The sequence below is a fragment of the Streptomyces sp. SAS_272 genome, assembly GCF_052543235.1.
In genome coordinates this window covers 95,947-112,358 of sequence record NZ_JBMNDR010000010.1, presented here as the reverse complement: position 1 = coordinate 112,358, position 16,412 = coordinate 95,947, and the positions used below count along the sequence as shown (strand labels likewise).

Sequence of the window (16,412 nt, the reverse complement as noted above, 5' to 3'; positions counted from 1 at the left end):
TGATACGTCCACGAGGCCGCCGCGGCAGAGGGGTCGTCCGATGTGAGCGCGCGGGGCGCGGAGGGCAGGGTCGCTTCCAGCCGGCTCCGAACGCGACGCGGCGCCCTGGGGGCCGGCCCCCGCCGGATCAGTCCGTCAGGCCCAACTCGCGGGCGATCAGCATCCGCTGGACCTCGCTCGTGCCCTCGCCGATCTCCAGGATCTTGGAGTCGCGCCACATCCGGGCCACCGGGTACTCGTTCATGAAGCCGTAACCGCCGTGCACCTGGGTGGCGTCGCGGGCGTTGTCGACGGCGATCGTCGACGAGTACAGCTTCGCCAGCGCGGCCTCCTTCTTGAAGGGCTCGCCGGCCACCAGCCGCGAGGCCGCGTCCCGCCAGGCGAGGCGGGCCGTGTGGGCCTTCATCTCCATGTCGGCGATCTTGAACTGGATGGCCTGGTTGGCGCCGATCGGACGGCCGAACGCACGCCGTTCCTTGGCGTACTTCACCGACTCGTCCACACAGCCCTGGGCGAGTCCGGTCGCCAGCGCGGCGATGGCGATGCGCCCCTCGTCGAGGATGCGCAGGAACTGCGCGTACCCGCGCCCCTCCTCGCCGAGCAGGTTCGCCGCCGGGACGCGCACGTCGGAGAAGGACAGCTCACGGGTGTCGGAGGCGTTCCAGCCGACCTTCGAGTAGGGGCTCGCGACGGTGAAGCCCGGGGTGCCGGCCGGCACGATGATCGCCGAGATCAGCGGCCTGCCGTCCGGCTTGCGCCCCGTCACCGCCGTGACGGTGACCAGCCCGGTGATGTCCGTGCCCGAGTTGGTGATGAAGCACTTGGAACCGTTGATGACCCATTCGTCCGTGTCGGGGTCGAGGCGGGCCGTCGTGCGCGTCGCTCCCGCGTCCGAGCCGCCGTCCGGCTCGGTCAGCCCGAACGCGCCGAGGATCTCGCCGGAGCACAGCCGCGGCAGCCACTCCCGCTTCTGCTCCGGCGTCCCGAAGAGGTGGATCGGCATGGCGCCCAGCGAGACGCCCGCCTCCAGGGTGATCGCCACCGACGAGTCGACCCGCGCCAGTTCCTCCAGCACGAGTCCGAGGGCGAGGTAGTCGCCGCCCATGCCGCCGTGCTCCTCCGGGAACGGCAGCCCGAACAGGCCCATACGGCCCATCTCGCGGACGATCTCGTACGGGAACTCGTGCCGCTCGTAGAAGTCGCCGATCTTGGGCGCGACGACGTCGTGCGCGAACTCCTCGACGGTGCGGCGGAGTTCTTCCAGTTCGGGGGAGAGACGGTGGTCCATGTCGGGGTCACTGCTCCTTGTGGGGCTGTGTCGTGTTACCGAGGGCTCGTACGGTGCGGGACGGGCTGGGTCGGCCCAGGTGGCCGGCCATCCACTCGCTCGTGGCGACGAGACGGCCGAGGTCGACCCCGGTGTCGATGCCGAGGCCCTGCAGCATCCACACGAGGTCTTCGGTGGCGAGGTTTCCGGTGGCGGACTCGGCGTACGGACAGCCGCCCAGACCGCCCGCCGACGCGTCGACGGTGGTGACGCCGTGCCGGAGCGCGGCGAGGGTGTTGGCGAGCGCCTGACCGTAGGTGTCGTGGAAGTGCACGCCGAGCGCGCCGGTGGGCACGCCCTGTCCGTTCAGCGCGGTCAGCAGCGCCCGGACGTGGCCCGGGGTGGCGACCCCGATGGTGTCGCCCAGGCTCAGCTCGTCACACCCCTGGTCGAGCAGGGCGCGGCAGACCCGCACGACCTGGCCGACCGGCACCGCGCCCTCCCACGGGTCGCCGAAGCACATGGACAGATAGCCGCGCACGTGCACGCCCTCGGCCCTGGCGCGCGCCACCACCGGCTCGAACATGGCCAGCGCCTCGTCCACGGTGCGGTTGAGGTTGGCCTTGGCGAAGGACTCGGTGGCGCTGGCGAAGACGGCGACCCGGCGGGCGCCCAGGGCGAGCGCGCGGTCGAGTCCGCGTTCGTTCGGCACGAGCACCGGCAGCGCCGCGTCCACGTCGCTCAGCAGCGGGAACAGCTGCTCGGCGTCGGCGAGTTGGGGCACCCACTTCGGGTGGACGAAGCTGGTGGCCTCGATGGTGGCGAGGCCCGCGCCGGCGAGCCGGTGCACGAACTCCGCCTTGACGGCCGTCGGCACGGTGGTCTTCTCGTTCTGCAGTCCGTCGCGTGCGCCGACCTCGTGGATGCGCACCCGGGCCGGCAGGTCCGGGTCCGGTACGACCATGGGGAGCGTCATCGGTCCTCCTTCGCCGGGGCGGCGGCCGCGGCGGCTGCCGGGGCGATGACCGCGAGCACCTGGTCCATGGCGACCGTCGAGCCCGGCGACACGTCGAGTTCGGCGACCGTGCCCGCGTGCGGGGCGGAGATGACGTGCTCCATCTTCATCGCCTCCACCACCAGCAGGCTCTGGCCGGCCGCCACCTCGTCGCCGACGGCCACCTTGACGACCGTCACCGTGCCCGGCATGGGCGCGGTGAGCGAGTCCGCGCCCGCGTGGGCGTTCCCGGTGAGCGAGGCGGCGACCGGATCGTGGTCGCGCACCTGCCAGGCGTCGCCGTCGCGCCCGATCCAGTCGGCGGCCCGGTGGAAGGTGTGCCGGACGCCGTCCAGCGTCACCGACACCCGGTCGCCCGTGACGGAATGCGTGCCGCGCGGGGTGTGCGCGACCGGGTCGGTGACGCGCAGGTGGAAGGCGGGCGGCCGCGCGACGCCGCCCAGCCGCCAGCCGCTGGGCACCGAGAAGGGGTCGACCCAGTCGTCGCCCGCCGGGCGCAGGGCGTCCAGCCGTACGGCCGCCGCGGCCTCGTACACCGCCTCCGGCACGTCGGTGGAGACGAGGGACTCCGCCTCCCGCTCCACCAGCCCCGTGTCCAGATCGCCCGCCACGACCGCCGGATGCGCCAGCAGCCGCCGCAGGAACCCGGCGTTGGTCTGCACGCCCAGCGTGACCGTCTCCGCGAGGGCCGCACGCAGCCTGCGCAGGGCCGTCTCCCGGTCCGGGCCGTAGGCGATCACCTTGGACAGCATCGGGTCGTAGAGGCTGCCGACCTCGGCGCCCTCGCTGAGCCCGGAGTCGGTGCGCACACCGTCGCCCTGCGGCTCGCGCAGCCTGAGCACCGTGCCGCCGGAGGGCAGGAAGCCGCGCGCGGGATCCTCGGCGCAGATCCGCGCCTCCACCGCGTGCCCGGTCAGCCGGACGTCCTCCTGGCCGAAGGACAGCGGCTCGCCCGCCGCCGCCCGCAGCTGCCACTCCACCAGGTCGAGGCCGGTGACCAGTTCGGTGACCGGGTGCTCCACCTGGAGGCGGGTGTTCATCTCCATGAAGTAGTACGCCGACGGGTCGTCGCCCGGCACGATGAACTCCACCGTGCCCGCGCCCCGGTATCCGCACGAGCGCGCCGCCTGCACGGCCGCCTCGCCCATCGACGCGCGCGTGGCCTCGTCGAGCAGGACGCTCGGCGCCTCCTCGACGATCTTCTGGTGCCGGCGCTGGAGCGAGCACTCGCGCTCGCCGAGGTGCACCACGTTCCCGTGGCCGTCGGCCAGGACCTGGATCTCGATGTGGCGGGGGCGGTCGATCCACCGCTCGACGAGGAGCGTGTCGTCGCCGAAGGAGGCGCGGGCCTCGCGGCGGGCGGCCGCGATCTCCTCGGCCAGCGCCGCGGTGTCCCGCACCAGCCGCATGCCCTTGCCGCCGCCGCCCGCGCTGGGCTTCAGCAGCACGGGCACGCCGATCTCGTGGGCTGCGGCGACGAGCTGGTCGTCCGTCAGGCCGCTGCCGCTCGATCCCGGCACCACCGGGACCCCGGCCTCCCGCACGGTGGCCTTGGCCCGGATCTTGTCGCCCATGAGCGCGATGGCCTCGGCGGGCGGTCCGATGAAGACCAGCCCGGCGTCGGCGCAGGCACGTGCGAAGCCGGCGTTCTCGGCCAGGAAGCCGTATCCCGGGTGGACGGCCTGGGCGCCGGTCCGCGCGGCCGCCTCCAGCAGCCGCTCGACCGACAGATAGCTGTCGACGGCGGGCGGCGGGCCGATCCGCACGGCCGTGTCCGCCTCGCGGACGTGCCGGGCGTCCGCGTCGGCGTCGGAGAAGACCGCCACCGAGCGCACGCCCATGGCGCGCAGCGTGCGGATGACGCGGACGGCGATCTCGCCCCGGTTGGCCACGAGCACTGTGTCAAACATGAAGTCCCCTCCTCACATCCGGAAGACGCCGAACCGGGGCTCGCCCAGCGGCGCGTTGGCGCAGGCCGTCAGGGCCAGGCCCAGCACCTGCCGGGTCTCCTGCGGTTCGATGACCCCGTCGTCCCACAGCCGGGCGGTCGCGTAGTAGGCGTTGCCCTGCCGCTCGTACTGCGCGCGGATCGGGTCCTTGAACGCCTCTTCGTCCGCCGCGGGCCACTCCTGGCCGCCGGCCTCCAGCTGGTCGCGCTTGACGGTGGCGAGGACGGAGGCGGCCTGCTCGCCGCCCATGACGGAGATCTTGGCGTTGGGCCACATCCACAGGAAGCGGGGCGAGTAGGCCCGGCCGCACATGGAGTAGTTCCCCGCGCCGTACGACCCGCCGACGACGACCGTCAGCTTCGGCACGCGCGTGCACGCCACCGCCGTCACCATCTTGGCGCCGTGCTTGGCGATGCCCCCGGCCTCGTAGTCCTTGCCGACCATGAAGCCGGAGATGTTCTGCAGGAACACCAGGGGGATCCCGCGCTGGTCGCACAGCTCGATGAAGTGCGCGCCCTTCTGCGCGGACTCGGAGAACAGGATGCCGTTGTTGGCGACGATCCCGACCGGGTGGCCGTGGATCCGGGCGAAGCCGGTGACCAGGGTCTGTCCGAACTCGGACTTGAACTCCGCGAAGCGGGAGCCGTCGACCACGCGCGCGATGACCTCGCGTACGTCGTAGGGGGTGCGGGAGTCGACCGGCACGGCGCCGGTCAGCCCGTAGGGGTCGACCTTGGGCTCCACGGCCGGCCGCACCTGCCAGGGCAGCGGGCCGCGCCCGGGGAGCGTGGCGACGATGTTCCGCACGATCCGCAGCGCGTGCGCGTCGTCCTCGGCGAGATGGTCGGTCACACCGGAGACCCGGGAGTGCACCTCGCCGCCGCCCAGTTCCTCCGCGGTGACGACCTCGCCGGTGGCGGCCTTCACCAGCGGCGGGCCGCCCAGGAAGATGGTGCCCTGGCCGCGGACGATGACCGCCTCGTCGCTCATGGCGGGCACATAGGCCCCGCCGGCCGTGCACGACCCGAGGACCGCCGCGATCTGCGGGATGCCGGCCCCCGACATCCGGGCCTGGTTGTAGAAGATCCGGCCGAAGTGCTCGCGGTCGGGGAAGACCTCGTCCTGCATCGGCAGGAAGGCCCCGCCGGAGTCGACCAGGTAGAGGCACGGCAGGCGGTTCTCCAGCGCCACCTCCTGGGCGCGCAGATGCTTCTTCACCGTCATCGGGTAGTAGGTGCCGCCCTTGACGGTGGCGTCGTTGGCCACGATCACGCACTCGCGCCCGCTGACCCGGCCGATCCCGGCGATCACGCCGGCGGCCGGGGCCTGCCCGTCGTACATGCCGTCGGCGGCGAGGGGGGCGAGCTCGAGGAACGGCGACCCCGGGTCCAGGAGCGCGTCCACCCGGTCCCGGGGCAGCAGCTTGCCGCGCGCGGTGTGCCGTGCCCGCGCCTTCTCACCGCCCCCCAGCCGGGCCGCGGCCAGCTTGCCGCGCAGCTCCTCGGCGAGTGCGCGGTGCGCTTCCTCGTTGGCCCGCCAGGCCTCCGACGCGGGGTCGCCCGCGCTCGTCAGCTCCGGTGCCTCTTCCATCCTCGCGGTCCCCTCACGCCAGTGATCGACTGTTAATGAGCGTTAACCATTTCCTTCAGGTTAACGACCGCTAACCTCCCTGTCTAGAATTGCTCCCATGGCCACGAGAACCGACGCCCCCACCCGGCGCGAGCAGATCCTCAGGGAGGCCGCGCGGCTGTTCGCCGAGCGCGGGTTCCACGGCGTCGGGGTGGACGAGATAGGCGCCGCGGTCGGCATCAGCGGCCCCGGTCTGTACCGGCACTTCCCCGGCAAGGACGCGATGCTCGCGGAACTGCTGGTGGGCATCAGCGGGCAGCTGCTGACCGGTGCCAGGCGGCGCCTGGCGGAGGCGGGCGGCGAGAGGGTGGGGACGGACGCCGACCGGGCGGGGACGGGTACCGGCCGGGCGGCGAGGGGCGGCGGCCCGGCGGTGCCGGAGGCGGGAGGCGGCCCGACGGTGGCGGAGGCGGGAGCCAGCCCGGCGGTGGCGGAGGCAGTCCTGGACTCGCTCATCGAGGGGCACATCGACTTCGCGATCGACGACCGTCCCCTGATCACCCTGCACGACCGGGAGCTGGACCGCCTGCGCGACAGCGACCGCAAGCTGGTCCGCCAGCTCCAGCGGCAGTACGTCGAACTGTGGGTGGAGGCGCTGCGCGCGCTGTACCCGGACCTCGCCGAGCCCGCGGCCCGCTCCGCGGTCCACTCGGTCTTCGGTCTGCTGAACTCCACCCCGCACCTGGGCCGCCCGGGCTCCCTCCCCGGCCGCGCGGCCACGGCCGAGCTGCTGCACCGCATGGCCCGCGGCGCGTTCGCGGCGGCGGGCGACGCGGGGGCGCGCGGCTGAGCGCCCGCTCACCGACGGAGGTCGCCGACGAGCAGTACGGCTCCCGACGCCCCCGGCTACGACCCGGCGGCCCCCTGTCGGCCTACAGGAGGTGGTCCGCCTTGATCTCCAGGATGAGGGTGCGGAGGGCTTCGCGGCTGTCGGTGAGGGGGGTGTCCTCCTGACCGGCGAAGGCGATGTTGGCGTTGCCGTCGAGATCGGTGCCTACGCGGAAGCAGTTGTTGCCCTCGGCACAAAAGGGGTCTTCCCAGGTGATGTCGTTTCTCACGGCCGTTCCTCAGAGTCGGCGTGCGATGTCGTGCATGAAGTCACGTGAAGCCTGTTGGTCCAGCGACTTGGCATGCCACCAGTCCATGTGGGCACGGTACTTGGCGAGTTGCGCCTCGGCGTGAGTGAACTCTCCGCCATGTGCGGAGTCCAGCTGGACGGAGTCCAGTTCAGCCGGACGGGATGAGTGTGCTTGTCGCCCGCCGCCACCGCTACACCGGCGAGACCTCCTACTTCCGCTGCTGGGCACCGGGCGACGTCGCCCTCGGCGCTCTCGTGGAGATCATCTGCCGCCTCTGGAAGAAACGAGTGGATCGCCCCCCGCCTCTACCTCTCCAGCGAGAGCATGGACAGCCTCTATCCGGACAAGAACACCCTGCTGCCCGCCACCGACGAATGATCGCCTACGCCACACCAAGGGGCACGACCCTCAGATGCGTTGCGCGGTCACCTTTCTGCCATCTGCCCCGAGGATCAGAATGTTCCTGGCGATGCCATCCCGGCCATGGTCACCATCCCACCACTCAACGAAGCTGTGGGCGAGCGTTTCAGATTCAGACTTTCCGGCCCCTGCCGGGTAGTCCGTGCTTATTTCAACGTCATAGTCGTGTTCGGTCAGTTGGGCTGCAATCAGCGCGCGGGTGTGGTCGACTTGCCGCCCTTCGCCCTTGGCGCGAGCCCAGGTACGGAACTGCTCCAAGAGCTTCGCGTCCGGGGTCCGTTTGGTCACAGGACCGGTGGGTACCTGCTCAGAGGTGTTGGCGACGCCGTTGAGGCAACCCTGAACCCAGGCGCCACGATCCACCTCGGCAGCACTGCCGGCCTCCAGGGCCCGCCGGGTGCAGCCGCCCCACACGGTCTCGTGCACGGCCGCACCCTTGCCCGAAGAGTCATAAACCGCCTTGCCCACGGTGTATCCGGCGCGGTAGGCGGCTACATACGCAGGCATGGCGGTCGAGCGGGACTCAGACGCAGGCTTGTTGCTGCCGCAACCGACGAGGCCGACTAACGTGGCGACAGTGATGCCGAGTACACGGTTTGAGCGGTGATTCATTACTCCCCCTGAGTACGGTCTGCTACCCAGTAGGAGCGGGTCCCGGACTCGTTGGTTCGCAGCGCGCACGATCATTGACCTGAAAGCGATGGCCAAGGCTTAGCGATCACGGCTACGGTCCTGGGCCAGACCACAGCAGACTTTGTGCCAAGAGCACGACCGCTGAACAATGCTTCGGGGCAAGCAAGTTCATGAGGCCCAGTCATGCCCTGTCGATGGCCGTGATTGCCGCCGTGGCAATGAGCGTTTTCAGCGTTGCTTCTCCAGGGTGAGGACGGCTTTGGTGATGACGCTCATTCGGTTGGGGCTGATGCGGGATCTGCGGAAGATCTGCCAGGACTTCAGCCGCGCCATGCCTCGTTCGACAGGTGCCCGGGCCGCGGACAGAACCCGGTTCTCGGTCCGCTCGGTGAGGGTGAGTTCACCGCCTGGCGGGCGGCGCTTGCGTTTCGCCGAACCGTGACGTTGAACTTGGCCTGGATCTTGCGCCAGGAACTGGCTTGCCGGTGTACGTGGGCTCATCCGTGACCGGGATGTCGGGAACCTGGGTGACCGAGGCGTCGGGAACGTCCGTGACGCTTTCCTCGGACTCCTGTGACGCTTTGGCAGAGCTCTCGAAGCGAGAGAGCAGCCTTCCCCGGCGATCAGGCCGCCCGCCTGCCGGTACGTGACGAGCGTTACGGGCGCTGAGGCCCGAGGGGTCTGGACGCCCTTCCCTACCCGCCGGTACGGTTGTCCCTGAGCGAGCGCTTAGCCGTAGGGAACCGCAACCACCAATTGAGGAACCCCCACGGCGAGCAACCAGGTACGCGAGAGCGGCGCCGGTCTTGGCGCACAGAAGGGTGGCGGCGGTGCGCCGTACGGTGTTCAACGAGGACCACGAGGCGTTCCGGGAGACCCTCCGGGCCTTCATCGAGGCCGAGGTCGTCCCGGTCTACGACGAGTGGTTCGCGGCCGGCCAGGCGCCGCGCGACTTCTACTACAAGCTCGCCGAGCTGGGCGTCTTCGGTATCCGCGTCGACGAGGAGTACGGCGGCGCCGGCATCGACTCGTACAAGTTCGAGGCCGTCCTGTACGAGGAGACGGCCCGCGCGGGCATCACGTTCGGCGGCTCCGGCGTGCACGTCCTGCTCGGTCTGCCGTACATCAAGCTGCTCGCCACCGACGAGCAGAAGAAGCGGTACCTGCCGAAGTTCGTCTCCGGCGAGGAGATGTGGGCGATCGCGATGACCGAGCCGGGCACCGGCTCCGACCTCGCGGGCATGAAGACCACCGCCAAGCTGAGCGAGGACGGCACGCACTACGTCCTCAACGGCTCCAAGACCTTCATCACCGGCGGCGTCCACGCCGACCAGATGATCGTCTGCGCCCGGACCGACGCGCCCAGCGCCGACGACCGCCGGCACGGCATATCCCTCCTCGTGGTGGACACCAAGTCCGAGGGCTACTCGATCGGCCGCAAGCTGGACAAGCTCGGCCTGAAGACCTCCGACACCGCCGAGCTGGCGTTCGTCGACGTCAAGGTGCCCGTCGAGAACCTCCTCGGCGAGGAGAACAAGGGCTTCTACTACCTCGGCCACAACCTGGCCTCCGAGCGCTGGGGCATCGCCTACGGCGCGTACGCGCAGGCCAAGGCCGCCGTCCGGTTCGCCAAGCAGTACGTGCAGGAGCGCACGGTCTTCGGCAAGCCGGTCGCGCACTTCCAGAACACCAAGTTCGAGCTGGCCGCCTGCCAGGCCGAGGTGGACGCGGCCGAGGCCGTCGCCGACCGCGCCACCGAGGCGCTGGACGCCGGCGAGCTGACCCCGGCCGAGGCCGCCAGCGCCAAGCTGTTCTGCACCGAGGTCGCCCACCGGGTGATCGACCGCTGCCTCCAGCTGCACGGCGGCTACGGCTTCATGAACGAGTACCCGATCGCCCGCCTGTACGCGGACAACCGCGTCAACCGCATCTACGGCGGCACCAGCGAGATCATGAAGTCGATCATCGCCAAGGACATGGGCCTCTGAGGTCCTGGCGAACACCGCCCGGTACAAACTGGACGCCATGAGCCACGCACTACAGGATCTCCTCGATCTCCTCGACCTGGAGCAGATCGAGGAGAACATCTTCCGCGGCCGGTCCCGGTCCGCCGTCGTCCCGCGCGTCTTCGGCGGGCAGGTGGCGGCCCAGGCGCTGGTCGCCGCCGGGCGGACGGTCCCGCAGGACCGGCCGGCCCACTCCCTCCACGCCTACTTCCTGCGTGCGGGGGACCCCGGGGCGCCCATCGTCTACGACGTCGAGCGCATCCGGGACGGCCGTTCCTTCACCACCCGCCGGGTGGTCGCCATCCAGCACGGCCGGCCGATCTTCTCGCTCTCGGCGTCCTTCCAGACGTACGAGGAGGGCCTCGACCACCAGGCGCCGATGCCCGCCTCGCCGGACCCGGTGGCGCTGCCCACCTCCGAGGAGCGGCTGCGCGGTTACGGCCACCTCGACCCGGCGGTCGTGGAGCGGTTCCTGGAGGCCCGCGAGGCGATCGACCTGCGCTACGTCGACGAGCCGCCGTACGGGAAGTTCGGCGAGCCGCGCGAACCGCACTCCCAGGTGTGGTTCCGCACCAACGGCAAGCTGGCTGACGACCCTCTGCTGCACGTCGTCCTCGCCACCTACGTCTCCGACATGACCCTGCTCGACTCGGTGCTGCTCGCGCACGGGCGCGGCGGCTGGGCCGTGGGAGACGTGGTGGGGGCGTCCCTCGACCACGCGATGTGGTTCCACCGCCCGTTCCGCGCCGACGAGTGGCTCCTGTACGACCAGGAGTCGCCCTCCGCGTACGGCGGCCGCGGCCTCGGCCAGGCCCGCATCTACACGCAGGACGGCCGGCTCGCGGTGTCGGTGATCCAGGAGGGCGTGGTCCGCGTCCCCCGGGCGGACTGAGCCCCTGTCCTGGACCTCCGTCCGAACCCCCGGTCCTACAGGCCCGCCTCCGCGAGAAGGTAGGCGACCATCGGGTCGTAGTGGCGCGGGCTGACGACGTGGTCGTCCAGCGGGACCGCCACCTGGACGACGCCCTCCGCCTCGCCGATGAACAGCGCCGGGTCGTTGCAGTCCGCGTAGCCGACGGAGTCCACGCCGTGCCGCCCGGCGTATCCCGCCCAGCCGTGGTCGGCGACGACCAGGTCCGGCAGCGGGCGCCCCGCGCGCTCCAGCGCCGTCAGGATCGCCTTCATCGGCTCGCCCGAGTGGGTGTGCCACAGCGTCGCCCCGTGCTCGAGCACCGCCACGTCGGCGACCTGCCAGACATACCCCTCGTCGGTCTGCAGACCGGGCGGGATGACGACGATCTCGCAGCCCGCCGCGCGCAGGGCCGCGGCGGTCGCGCGGTGCACGTCCAGCAGGCCGCCCGGGTGTCCGGTGGCGAACAGCACCCGCTGCCGGCCCCCGGCCGCCTTGCGCAGCCGGGCCGCCATCCGGTTCAGGCCGTCGACCGTCAGCTCGGGGTCGATGGTGTCCTGGCCGTAGCGGTACTCGGGGTCGTCGTTGACGCCCACCCGCTCCGCCATCACCGCGAGCACGTCCTGCTCGTCGGTCCACCGGTCGCCGAGTTCCAGGCCCAGCCAGAAGTTGCGCACGCCGTTCGCGAGTTGGCGGTAGTGCGAGAGGTTGTTCTCGCGCGGGGTGGCGACGTCCCCGGCGATACGGGTTCTGACGAGGTGGTCGACGAGTTCGACGCGGCTGGGCGTCGCGGATATCGGCATGGTCTCATTGTGGGGCAGGCGACTGTGCGCGTCCCCGCAGTTCCGGACGCTGGGACACGCGTCACGCACCCCCGCGCCGGTCCCGGACGCTCCTCACCGCTCCCGGACGGTCCTTGCCGGTCCCGGTCGGCTCCTGCCGCCCCCGGACGATCCTTGCCGGTCCCGTACGGTTGACGGCCCTGCGATGGACGAAACGTACAGTTCGCAGCCGTCGCAGGGCTGCCTAGGGTCGACGGGAGCCCCCGACCCGCCCCAGTAGGGTCGGACGAGAAGCAGTGCATACGCGACGAAGCGTGAGAAAGAAGGCATACGAATCATGGACGGCAACGAGACGCCCCGAGGCCCCGTCGACTCCTCCCGCGTCCCGCGGTACGCCGGCCCCGCGACCTTCGCCCGGCTGCCCCGCCTCGACGAGGTCGGCCGCGCCGACGTCGCCGTCGTGGGCGTGCCGTTCGACTCGGGCGTCTCCTACCGGCCCGGCGCCCGCTTCGGCGGCAACGCGATCCGTGAGGCGTCCCGGCTGCTGCGGCCGTACAACCCGGCGCAGGACGCCTCCCCGTTCGCCCTCGCCCAGGTCGCGGACGGCGGCGACATCGCGGTGAACCCGTTCGACATCCACGAGGCCGTCGACACGATCGAGGCGGCCGCGGACGACCTGCTCGGCACCGGCGCGCGTCTGATGACCCTGGGCGGCGACCACACCATCGCCCTGCCCCTGCTGCGCTCGGTCGCCCGCAAGCACGGTCCCGTGGCCCTGCTCCACTTCGACGCCCACCTCGACACCTGGGACACCTACTTCGGCGCGGAGTACACGCACGGCACGCCGTTCCGCCGGGCCGTGGAGGAGGGCATCCTCGACACCGAGGCGCTGTCCCACGTCGGCACCCGCGGTCCCCTCTACGGCAGGCAGGACCTCACCGACGACGAGAAGATGGGCTTCGGCATCGTCACCTCGGCGGACGTGTACCGGCGCGGCGCCGACGAGATCGCCGACCAGCTGCGGCAGCGCATCGGCGACCGCCCCTTGTACATCTCCATCGACATCGACTGCCTCGACCCGGCGCACGCGCCCGGCACCGGCACCCCGGAGGCGGGCGGCATGACCTCCCGCGAGCTCCTGGAGATCCTGCGCGGCCTGGCCTCCTGCCACCTGGTCTCGGCGGACGTCGTCGAGGTGGCCCCCGCGTACGATCACGCGGAGATCACGTCGGTGGCCGCGTCCCACACGGCGTACGAACTCACCACGATCATGTCCCGCCAGATCGCCGAGGCCCGCAAGGAGAACGAGGGCAAGTGACCCACGACCACGACCTGGTGCTCCGCCCGACCGCCGCGCAGACGGAGGCCGCACTGAACCCTCCCCCCGGCCGCACCGGCGGAGACCTGGTCGTGGAGACCCTGGCCGGACTCGGCGCGACGACGGTGTTCGGCCTGCCCGGCCAGCACGCGCTCGCCGTCTTCGACGCCCTGCGCCGTTCCTCGCTGCGCTACGTCGGCCTGCGGATGGAGAACAACGCGGGGTTCGCGGCGGACGCGTACGGCAGGATCACCGGGGAGGCGGCCCCGCTGCTGCTGTCGACGGGCCCGGGCGCGCTCACCTCCCTCGCCGCGCTGCACGAGGCCGCGGCGGCCTCCGCCCCCGTCCTGGCGATCAGCAGTCAGGTCCCGACGGCCGGGCTGGGCGGCGGCCGGCACGGTTATCTGCACGAACTCCCGGACCAGGCGGCCTCGTTCAGGGGTGTCGTGAAGTCCGTCCACCAGGCCCGCACCGCGTCGCAGATCCCGTCGGCGATCGAGGCTGCCTGGAAGTCCGCGCTGACGGTCCCGCACGGCCCGGTGTGGGTGGAGATTCCGCAGGACGTGCTGCTGGCGCAGACGTCGATCCCGGTCGTGACGGGCGGCGACGCGTTCCCCGACGAACTGCCGCCGCGCCCCGAGCTGACGGCCCTGGCCGCCGACCTGCTGTCGCGTGCCGAGCGCCCGGCGATCATCGCCGGCGGCGGAGTGGTCCGGGCGGACGCGTCGGGCAAGCTGCGGCAGCTCGCGGAGCGGCTCGACGCGCCCGTCGTCACCACCCCGGGCGGCAAGGGCGCGTTCCCCTGGACCCACCCCCTCTCCCTCCGGTCGTGGCTGGAGGACCGCCACACCACGGACTTCCTGGAGGACGCGGACGTCCTGCTGGTGGTCGGCTCGGGCCTCGGCGAACTGTCGTCGAACTACCACACGTTCACGCCTCGCGGCCGCGTCGTCCAGATCGAGGCGGACCTCGGCAAGCTGGAGTCCAACCACCCGGCGCTGGGCATCCACGCGGACGCCCGCCTCGCGTTGCAGGCGCTCCTGGAGACGGTGGAGACCCGGCGGGACGAGACCGCGCCCGGCCGGGTACGGGACCTGCTCGCCAGGGTCGCAAGCCGCATCGCCGCCCAGGACCTCACCCTGGAGCAGGAGGTGCTGGCGTCGGTGCGCAGGGCGCTGCCGGCCGACTCCCCGTCCTTCTGGGACATGACGATCCTCACCTACTGGGCCTGGTCGGCGTTCGACGCCAAGGGCCCCAACCGTCTGCACTCCGCGCAGGGCGCCGGCGGCCTCGGCTACGCCTTCCCCGCGGCGCTGGGCGCGGCGGTGGCCGACCCGACCCGGCCGGTGCTCGCCGTGTCCGGCGACGGCGGCGCCCCGTACTCGGTCGCCGAGCTGGCCACGGCCCGCCAGCACGACCTGAACGTCACCTGGCTGATCGTCGACGACGGCGGCTACGGCATCCTGCGCGAGTACATGACGGACTCCTTCGGCGCGGCTGCCGGCACCGAGCTGGCCCGCCCGGACTATGCGGCGCTGGCGGAGTCCTTCGGCGTGCCGGGTGTCCGGACGTCCGCTGACGCCCTGGCGGCGGACCTGGCGAAGGCCCTGTCCGAGCCCGGCCCGTCGGTCGTCGTGCTCCCGCTGACGCTGCGCATGTTCGCGCCGACGCACACCGGGGCCGGCGAGGGCCGTTGATACCGTCCCGGCATGTCTGAAGCACCCGGATCACCCGGCCCCCGCCCCGGCGCCCGGTGCGGCCCCGGCCCCGTCACCGCCGACGACGTGAAGGACGCGGTCCGTGCGGCGGTGGTCGTGCTGCGCGGGGCGCGGGAGGCCGACTGGGACGTCAAGGCCGGTTCCCTGGAATGGAGTTGCTGGGAGACCGTCGAGCACCTCGCCGACGATCTCTTCGCCTACGCCGCTCAACTGGGGCCGGAGCAGCCGCCGTCGGACCGGGAGGTGCCCTTCGTCTGGAGCCCGCAAAGGCCCGGCGGACCGGCCAACGTCGTCTTCGCCGACCGCGCCGCCGGAGTCGCAGGGCTGGTGCAGGTGCTGGAGGCGAGCGGCGCTCTGCTGACGGCCATGGTGCGCACCGCCCCGCCGGACGTCAGGTCGCACCACGTGTTCGGCGCCTCCGACCCCGAGGGCTTCGCCGCCATGGGCGTCGTCGAGACGCTGGTGCACGTGCACGACGTCGCCGAGGGGCTCGGGGTGCGGTGGGAGCCGGACGCCGGACTGTGCGGCCGGGTGCTGGCGCGGCTCTTCCCGGACGCCCCGACCGACACCGGCCCGTGGCCCACCCTGCTGTGGGCGACCGGCCGGGGGGAGATGCCGGGGCGTGCGCGTCTCACGCGGTGGCGCTGGCACGGGGCTCCCCGCGGGTGACGCCGGAAGGGGCTGAACCTCCTTTTCGCCAAGGGAGGTTCAGCCCCTTCAGGGGTGCGTGCCGCGGTCCTACCAGATCGCCTCGACCCACTCCGGGTGGTCGATGAACGGGTTCCGGTTGTGCTGGTAGGTGTCGTAGATGGTCTGGTTGCGCTTCTCCTCGAAGGCGCTCGGCGGGTCCTCGTCGTTCCACTGCTTGAGCACGGAGAGCTTGCCGATGTACGGGTTGCTGCCGTTGTTGACCTTCTCGTTGGGCTCCAGGTCGGCGAAGCCGTCGCCGCCGTCGTAGCGGACCGCCATGTAGAGGATCATGCGGGCCACATCGCCCTTGTCGGCGTCGCGCGGCTCGAAGGAGTCGGAGTCGGTGAGACTGCCGCCGCCGCCCGAGACGGTGCTGCCGCCGTTGTCGAAGTCCTTGTTGCCGCGGATGCTGTTGACCGTCACGTCCGCGGGTCGCAGGTGGTGCAGGTCCGTGCCGGGACCGGTCACCTCGCCGAAGTCGCCGTGCGACTTGGCCCAGACGTGCTCACGGTTCCAGTCGCCGACGTCGCCGCCGTTGAGGGACTTGCTGCGGGAGACGCCGCTGTACAGCAGGATCACGTTGCTGCTGTTGTTCGGGTCCTGGTCGGTGACCTTCAGGGCGTTCCAGACCGCGGAGTACGAGATCTTCGAGACGTTGGCGCTGATGATCGTGTGCAGGGAGGACTTCAGGCTCGTGCCCGTCTTGCCGACCGCGTTCTTGTAGTACGTGGAGTCGTACGCCGTCGTGGTCGCCGCGGCGGGGGACGCGGTGAGCGTGGGGGCGGTGATGCCGACCAGGACGGCAGTGGTGGCAAGCGCCACCGACTTCCATCGGCGTATGCGTGTCGCCAGCATGTGGGGTCCGATCTACGCGGGTTGATTGAAGGCGGCAATCGGGAGAGTGACATGCACATGCGGTCATGGCAATGAATCTGACATGTCTTTCAGATGACGGGAACCGGCAAACTGTCCTTTGTCTACGCGAGTTGACGTGCG

The 16,412-nt window shown here is 71.4% G+C and carries 14 protein-coding genes and 1 pseudogene; 6 read left to right on the top strand and 9 right to left on the bottom strand.

Annotated elements, in window-relative coordinates; all coding sequences use genetic code 11:
- Positions 1 to 127: 127 nt before the first annotated feature.
- The 4 genes from ACN6LD_RS09750 to ACN6LD_RS09735 are packed head-to-tail and all read right to left on the bottom strand — an operon-like array spanning position 128 to position 5,821.
- On the bottom strand, positions 128 to 1,288 hold the full coding sequence (locus ACN6LD_RS09750) for an acyl-CoA dehydrogenase family protein (RefSeq protein ID WP_319193742.1): 1,161 nt from the start codon (positions 1,286 to 1,288) through the stop codon (positions 128 to 130).
- Positions 1,289 to 1,295: 7 nt separating this feature from the next.
- Positions 1,296 to 2,243: a hydroxymethylglutaryl-CoA lyase gene (locus tag ACN6LD_RS09745; protein ID WP_445042896.1), complete on the bottom strand. Its 948-nt coding sequence runs from the start codon at positions 2,241 to 2,243 to the stop codon at positions 1,296 to 1,298.
- Positions 2,240 to 4,192, bottom strand: coding sequence for an acetyl/propionyl/methylcrotonyl-CoA carboxylase subunit alpha (locus tag ACN6LD_RS09740; RefSeq protein ID WP_445042895.1), 1,953 nt, complete (start codon positions 4,190 to 4,192; stop codon positions 2,240 to 2,242). Before ACN6LD_RS09740 ends, ACN6LD_RS09745 begins: the two co-directional genes overlap by 4 nt.
- A 12-nt stretch (positions 4,193 to 4,204) precedes the next feature.
- On the bottom strand, positions 4,205 to 5,821 hold the full coding sequence (locus tag ACN6LD_RS09735; protein ID WP_445042894.1) for a carboxyl transferase domain-containing protein: 1,617 nt from the start codon (positions 5,819 to 5,821) through the stop codon (positions 4,205 to 4,207).
- Between the two features lie 97 nt (positions 5,822 to 5,918).
- Here ACN6LD_RS09735 and ACN6LD_RS09730 point away from each other — a divergent pair, with 97 nt between their 5' ends.
- Positions 5,919 to 6,650: a TetR/AcrR family transcriptional regulator gene (locus ACN6LD_RS09730; RefSeq protein WP_445042893.1), complete on the top strand. Its 732-nt coding sequence runs from the start codon at positions 5,919 to 5,921 to the stop codon at positions 6,648 to 6,650.
- An 82-nt stretch (positions 6,651 to 6,732) separates the two neighbouring features.
- On the opposite strand, the gene ACN6LD_RS09725 is transcribed toward ACN6LD_RS09730, so the two are convergent.
- The 3 genes and pseudogenes from ACN6LD_RS09725 to ACN6LD_RS09715 all read right to left on the bottom strand — a co-directional run.
- Complete coding sequence (locus ACN6LD_RS09725; protein WP_319193735.1) at positions 6,733 to 6,918, bottom strand: hypothetical protein; 186 nt, start codon at positions 6,916 to 6,918, stop codon at positions 6,733 to 6,735.
- Positions 6,919 to 7,347: 429 nt separating this feature from the next.
- Positions 7,348 to 7,971, bottom strand: coding sequence for a hypothetical protein (locus ACN6LD_RS09720; protein ID WP_319193733.1), 624 nt, complete (start codon positions 7,969 to 7,971; stop codon positions 7,348 to 7,350).
- A gap of 249 nt (positions 7,972 to 8,220) precedes the next feature.
- A pseudogene (locus tag ACN6LD_RS09715) lies at positions 8,221 to 8,412 on the bottom strand (transposase family protein); the annotation flags it as partial.
- Between the two features lie 410 nt (positions 8,413 to 8,822).
- On the opposite strand from ACN6LD_RS09715, the gene ACN6LD_RS09710 reads away from it, so the two are divergent.
- Positions 8,823 to 9,980: an acyl-CoA dehydrogenase family protein gene (locus ACN6LD_RS09710; protein ID WP_057574840.1), complete on the top strand. Its 1,158-nt coding sequence runs from the start codon at positions 8,823 to 8,825 to the stop codon at positions 9,978 to 9,980.
- 37 nt (positions 9,981 to 10,017) lie between these two features.
- Positions 10,018 to 10,890, top strand: coding sequence for an acyl-CoA thioesterase (locus tag ACN6LD_RS09705; RefSeq protein WP_445042892.1), 873 nt, complete (start codon positions 10,018 to 10,020; stop codon positions 10,888 to 10,890).
- Positions 10,891 to 10,925: 35 nt separating this feature from the next.
- Here the strand turns inward: ACN6LD_RS09705 and ACN6LD_RS09700 are convergent, their stop codons facing one another.
- The gene (locus tag ACN6LD_RS09700) at positions 10,926 to 11,711 is read right to left on the bottom strand and encodes a phosphatase (RefSeq protein WP_445042891.1); all 786 of its coding nucleotides are present in this window, start codon (positions 11,709 to 11,711) and stop codon (positions 10,926 to 10,928) included.
- Positions 11,712 to 12,027: 316 nt separating this feature from the next.
- Between ACN6LD_RS09700 and speB the strand changes: the two genes are divergently transcribed.
- The 3 genes from speB to ACN6LD_RS09685 are packed head-to-tail and all read left to right on the top strand — an operon-like array spanning position 12,028 to position 15,395.
- Positions 12,028 to 13,008, top strand: a complete 981-nt coding sequence (gene speB, locus ACN6LD_RS09695) for an agmatinase (RefSeq protein WP_445042890.1) — start codon at positions 12,028 to 12,030, stop codon at positions 13,006 to 13,008.
- Positions 13,005 to 14,705, top strand: coding sequence for a thiamine pyrophosphate-binding protein (locus ACN6LD_RS09690; protein WP_445042889.1), 1,701 nt, complete (start codon positions 13,005 to 13,007; stop codon positions 14,703 to 14,705). Before speB ends, ACN6LD_RS09690 begins: the two co-directional genes overlap by 4 nt.
- Before the next feature lie 12 nt (positions 14,706 to 14,717).
- A complete protein-coding gene (locus ACN6LD_RS09685) occupies positions 14,718 to 15,395 on the top strand; it encodes a DinB family protein (protein ID WP_319196335.1) in 678 nt (225 codons plus the stop codon).
- A gap of 69 nt (positions 15,396 to 15,464) precedes the next feature.
- On the opposite strand, the gene ACN6LD_RS09680 is transcribed toward ACN6LD_RS09685, so the two are convergent.
- Complete coding sequence (locus tag ACN6LD_RS09680; RefSeq protein WP_306952173.1) at positions 15,465 to 16,271, bottom strand: endonuclease I family protein; 807 nt, start codon at positions 16,269 to 16,271, stop codon at positions 15,465 to 15,467.
- Positions 16,272 to 16,412 lie beyond the last annotated feature (141 nt).

Coding starts and splice junctions, on each gene's coding strand:
- ACN6LD_RS09750 (WP_319193742.1), bottom strand. CDS start 1,288: ATGGACCACCGTCTCTCCCCCGAACTGGAAGAACTCCGCCGCACCGTC.
- ACN6LD_RS09745 (WP_445042896.1), bottom strand. CDS start 2,243: ATGACGCTCCCCATGGTCGTACCGGACCCGGACCTGCCGGCCCGGGTG.
- ACN6LD_RS09740 (WP_445042895.1), bottom strand. CDS start 4,192: ATGTTTGACACAGTGCTCGTGGCCAACCGGGGCGAGATCGCCGTCCGC.
- ACN6LD_RS09735 (WP_445042894.1), bottom strand. CDS start 5,821: ATGGAAGAGGCACCGGAGCTGACGAGCGCGGGCGACCCCGCGTCGGAG.
- ACN6LD_RS09730 (WP_445042893.1), top strand. CDS start 5,919: ATGGCCACGAGAACCGACGCCCCCACCCGGCGCGAGCAGATCCTCAGG.
- ACN6LD_RS09720 (WP_319193733.1), bottom strand. CDS start 7,971: ATGAATCACCGCTCAAACCGTGTACTCGGCATCACTGTCGCCACGTTA.
- ACN6LD_RS09705 (WP_445042892.1), top strand. CDS start 10,018: ATGAGCCACGCACTACAGGATCTCCTCGATCTCCTCGACCTGGAGCAG.
- ACN6LD_RS09700 (WP_445042891.1), bottom strand. CDS start 11,711: ATGCCGATATCCGCGACGCCCAGCCGCGTCGAACTCGTCGACCACCTC.
- speB (WP_445042890.1), top strand. CDS start 12,028: ATGGACGGCAACGAGACGCCCCGAGGCCCCGTCGACTCCTCCCGCGTC.
- ACN6LD_RS09685 (WP_319196335.1), top strand. CDS start 14,718: ATGTCTGAAGCACCCGGATCACCCGGCCCCCGCCCCGGCGCCCGGTGC.
- ACN6LD_RS09680 (WP_306952173.1), bottom strand. CDS start 16,271: ATGCTGGCGACACGCATACGCCGATGGAAGTCGGTGGCGCTTGCCACC.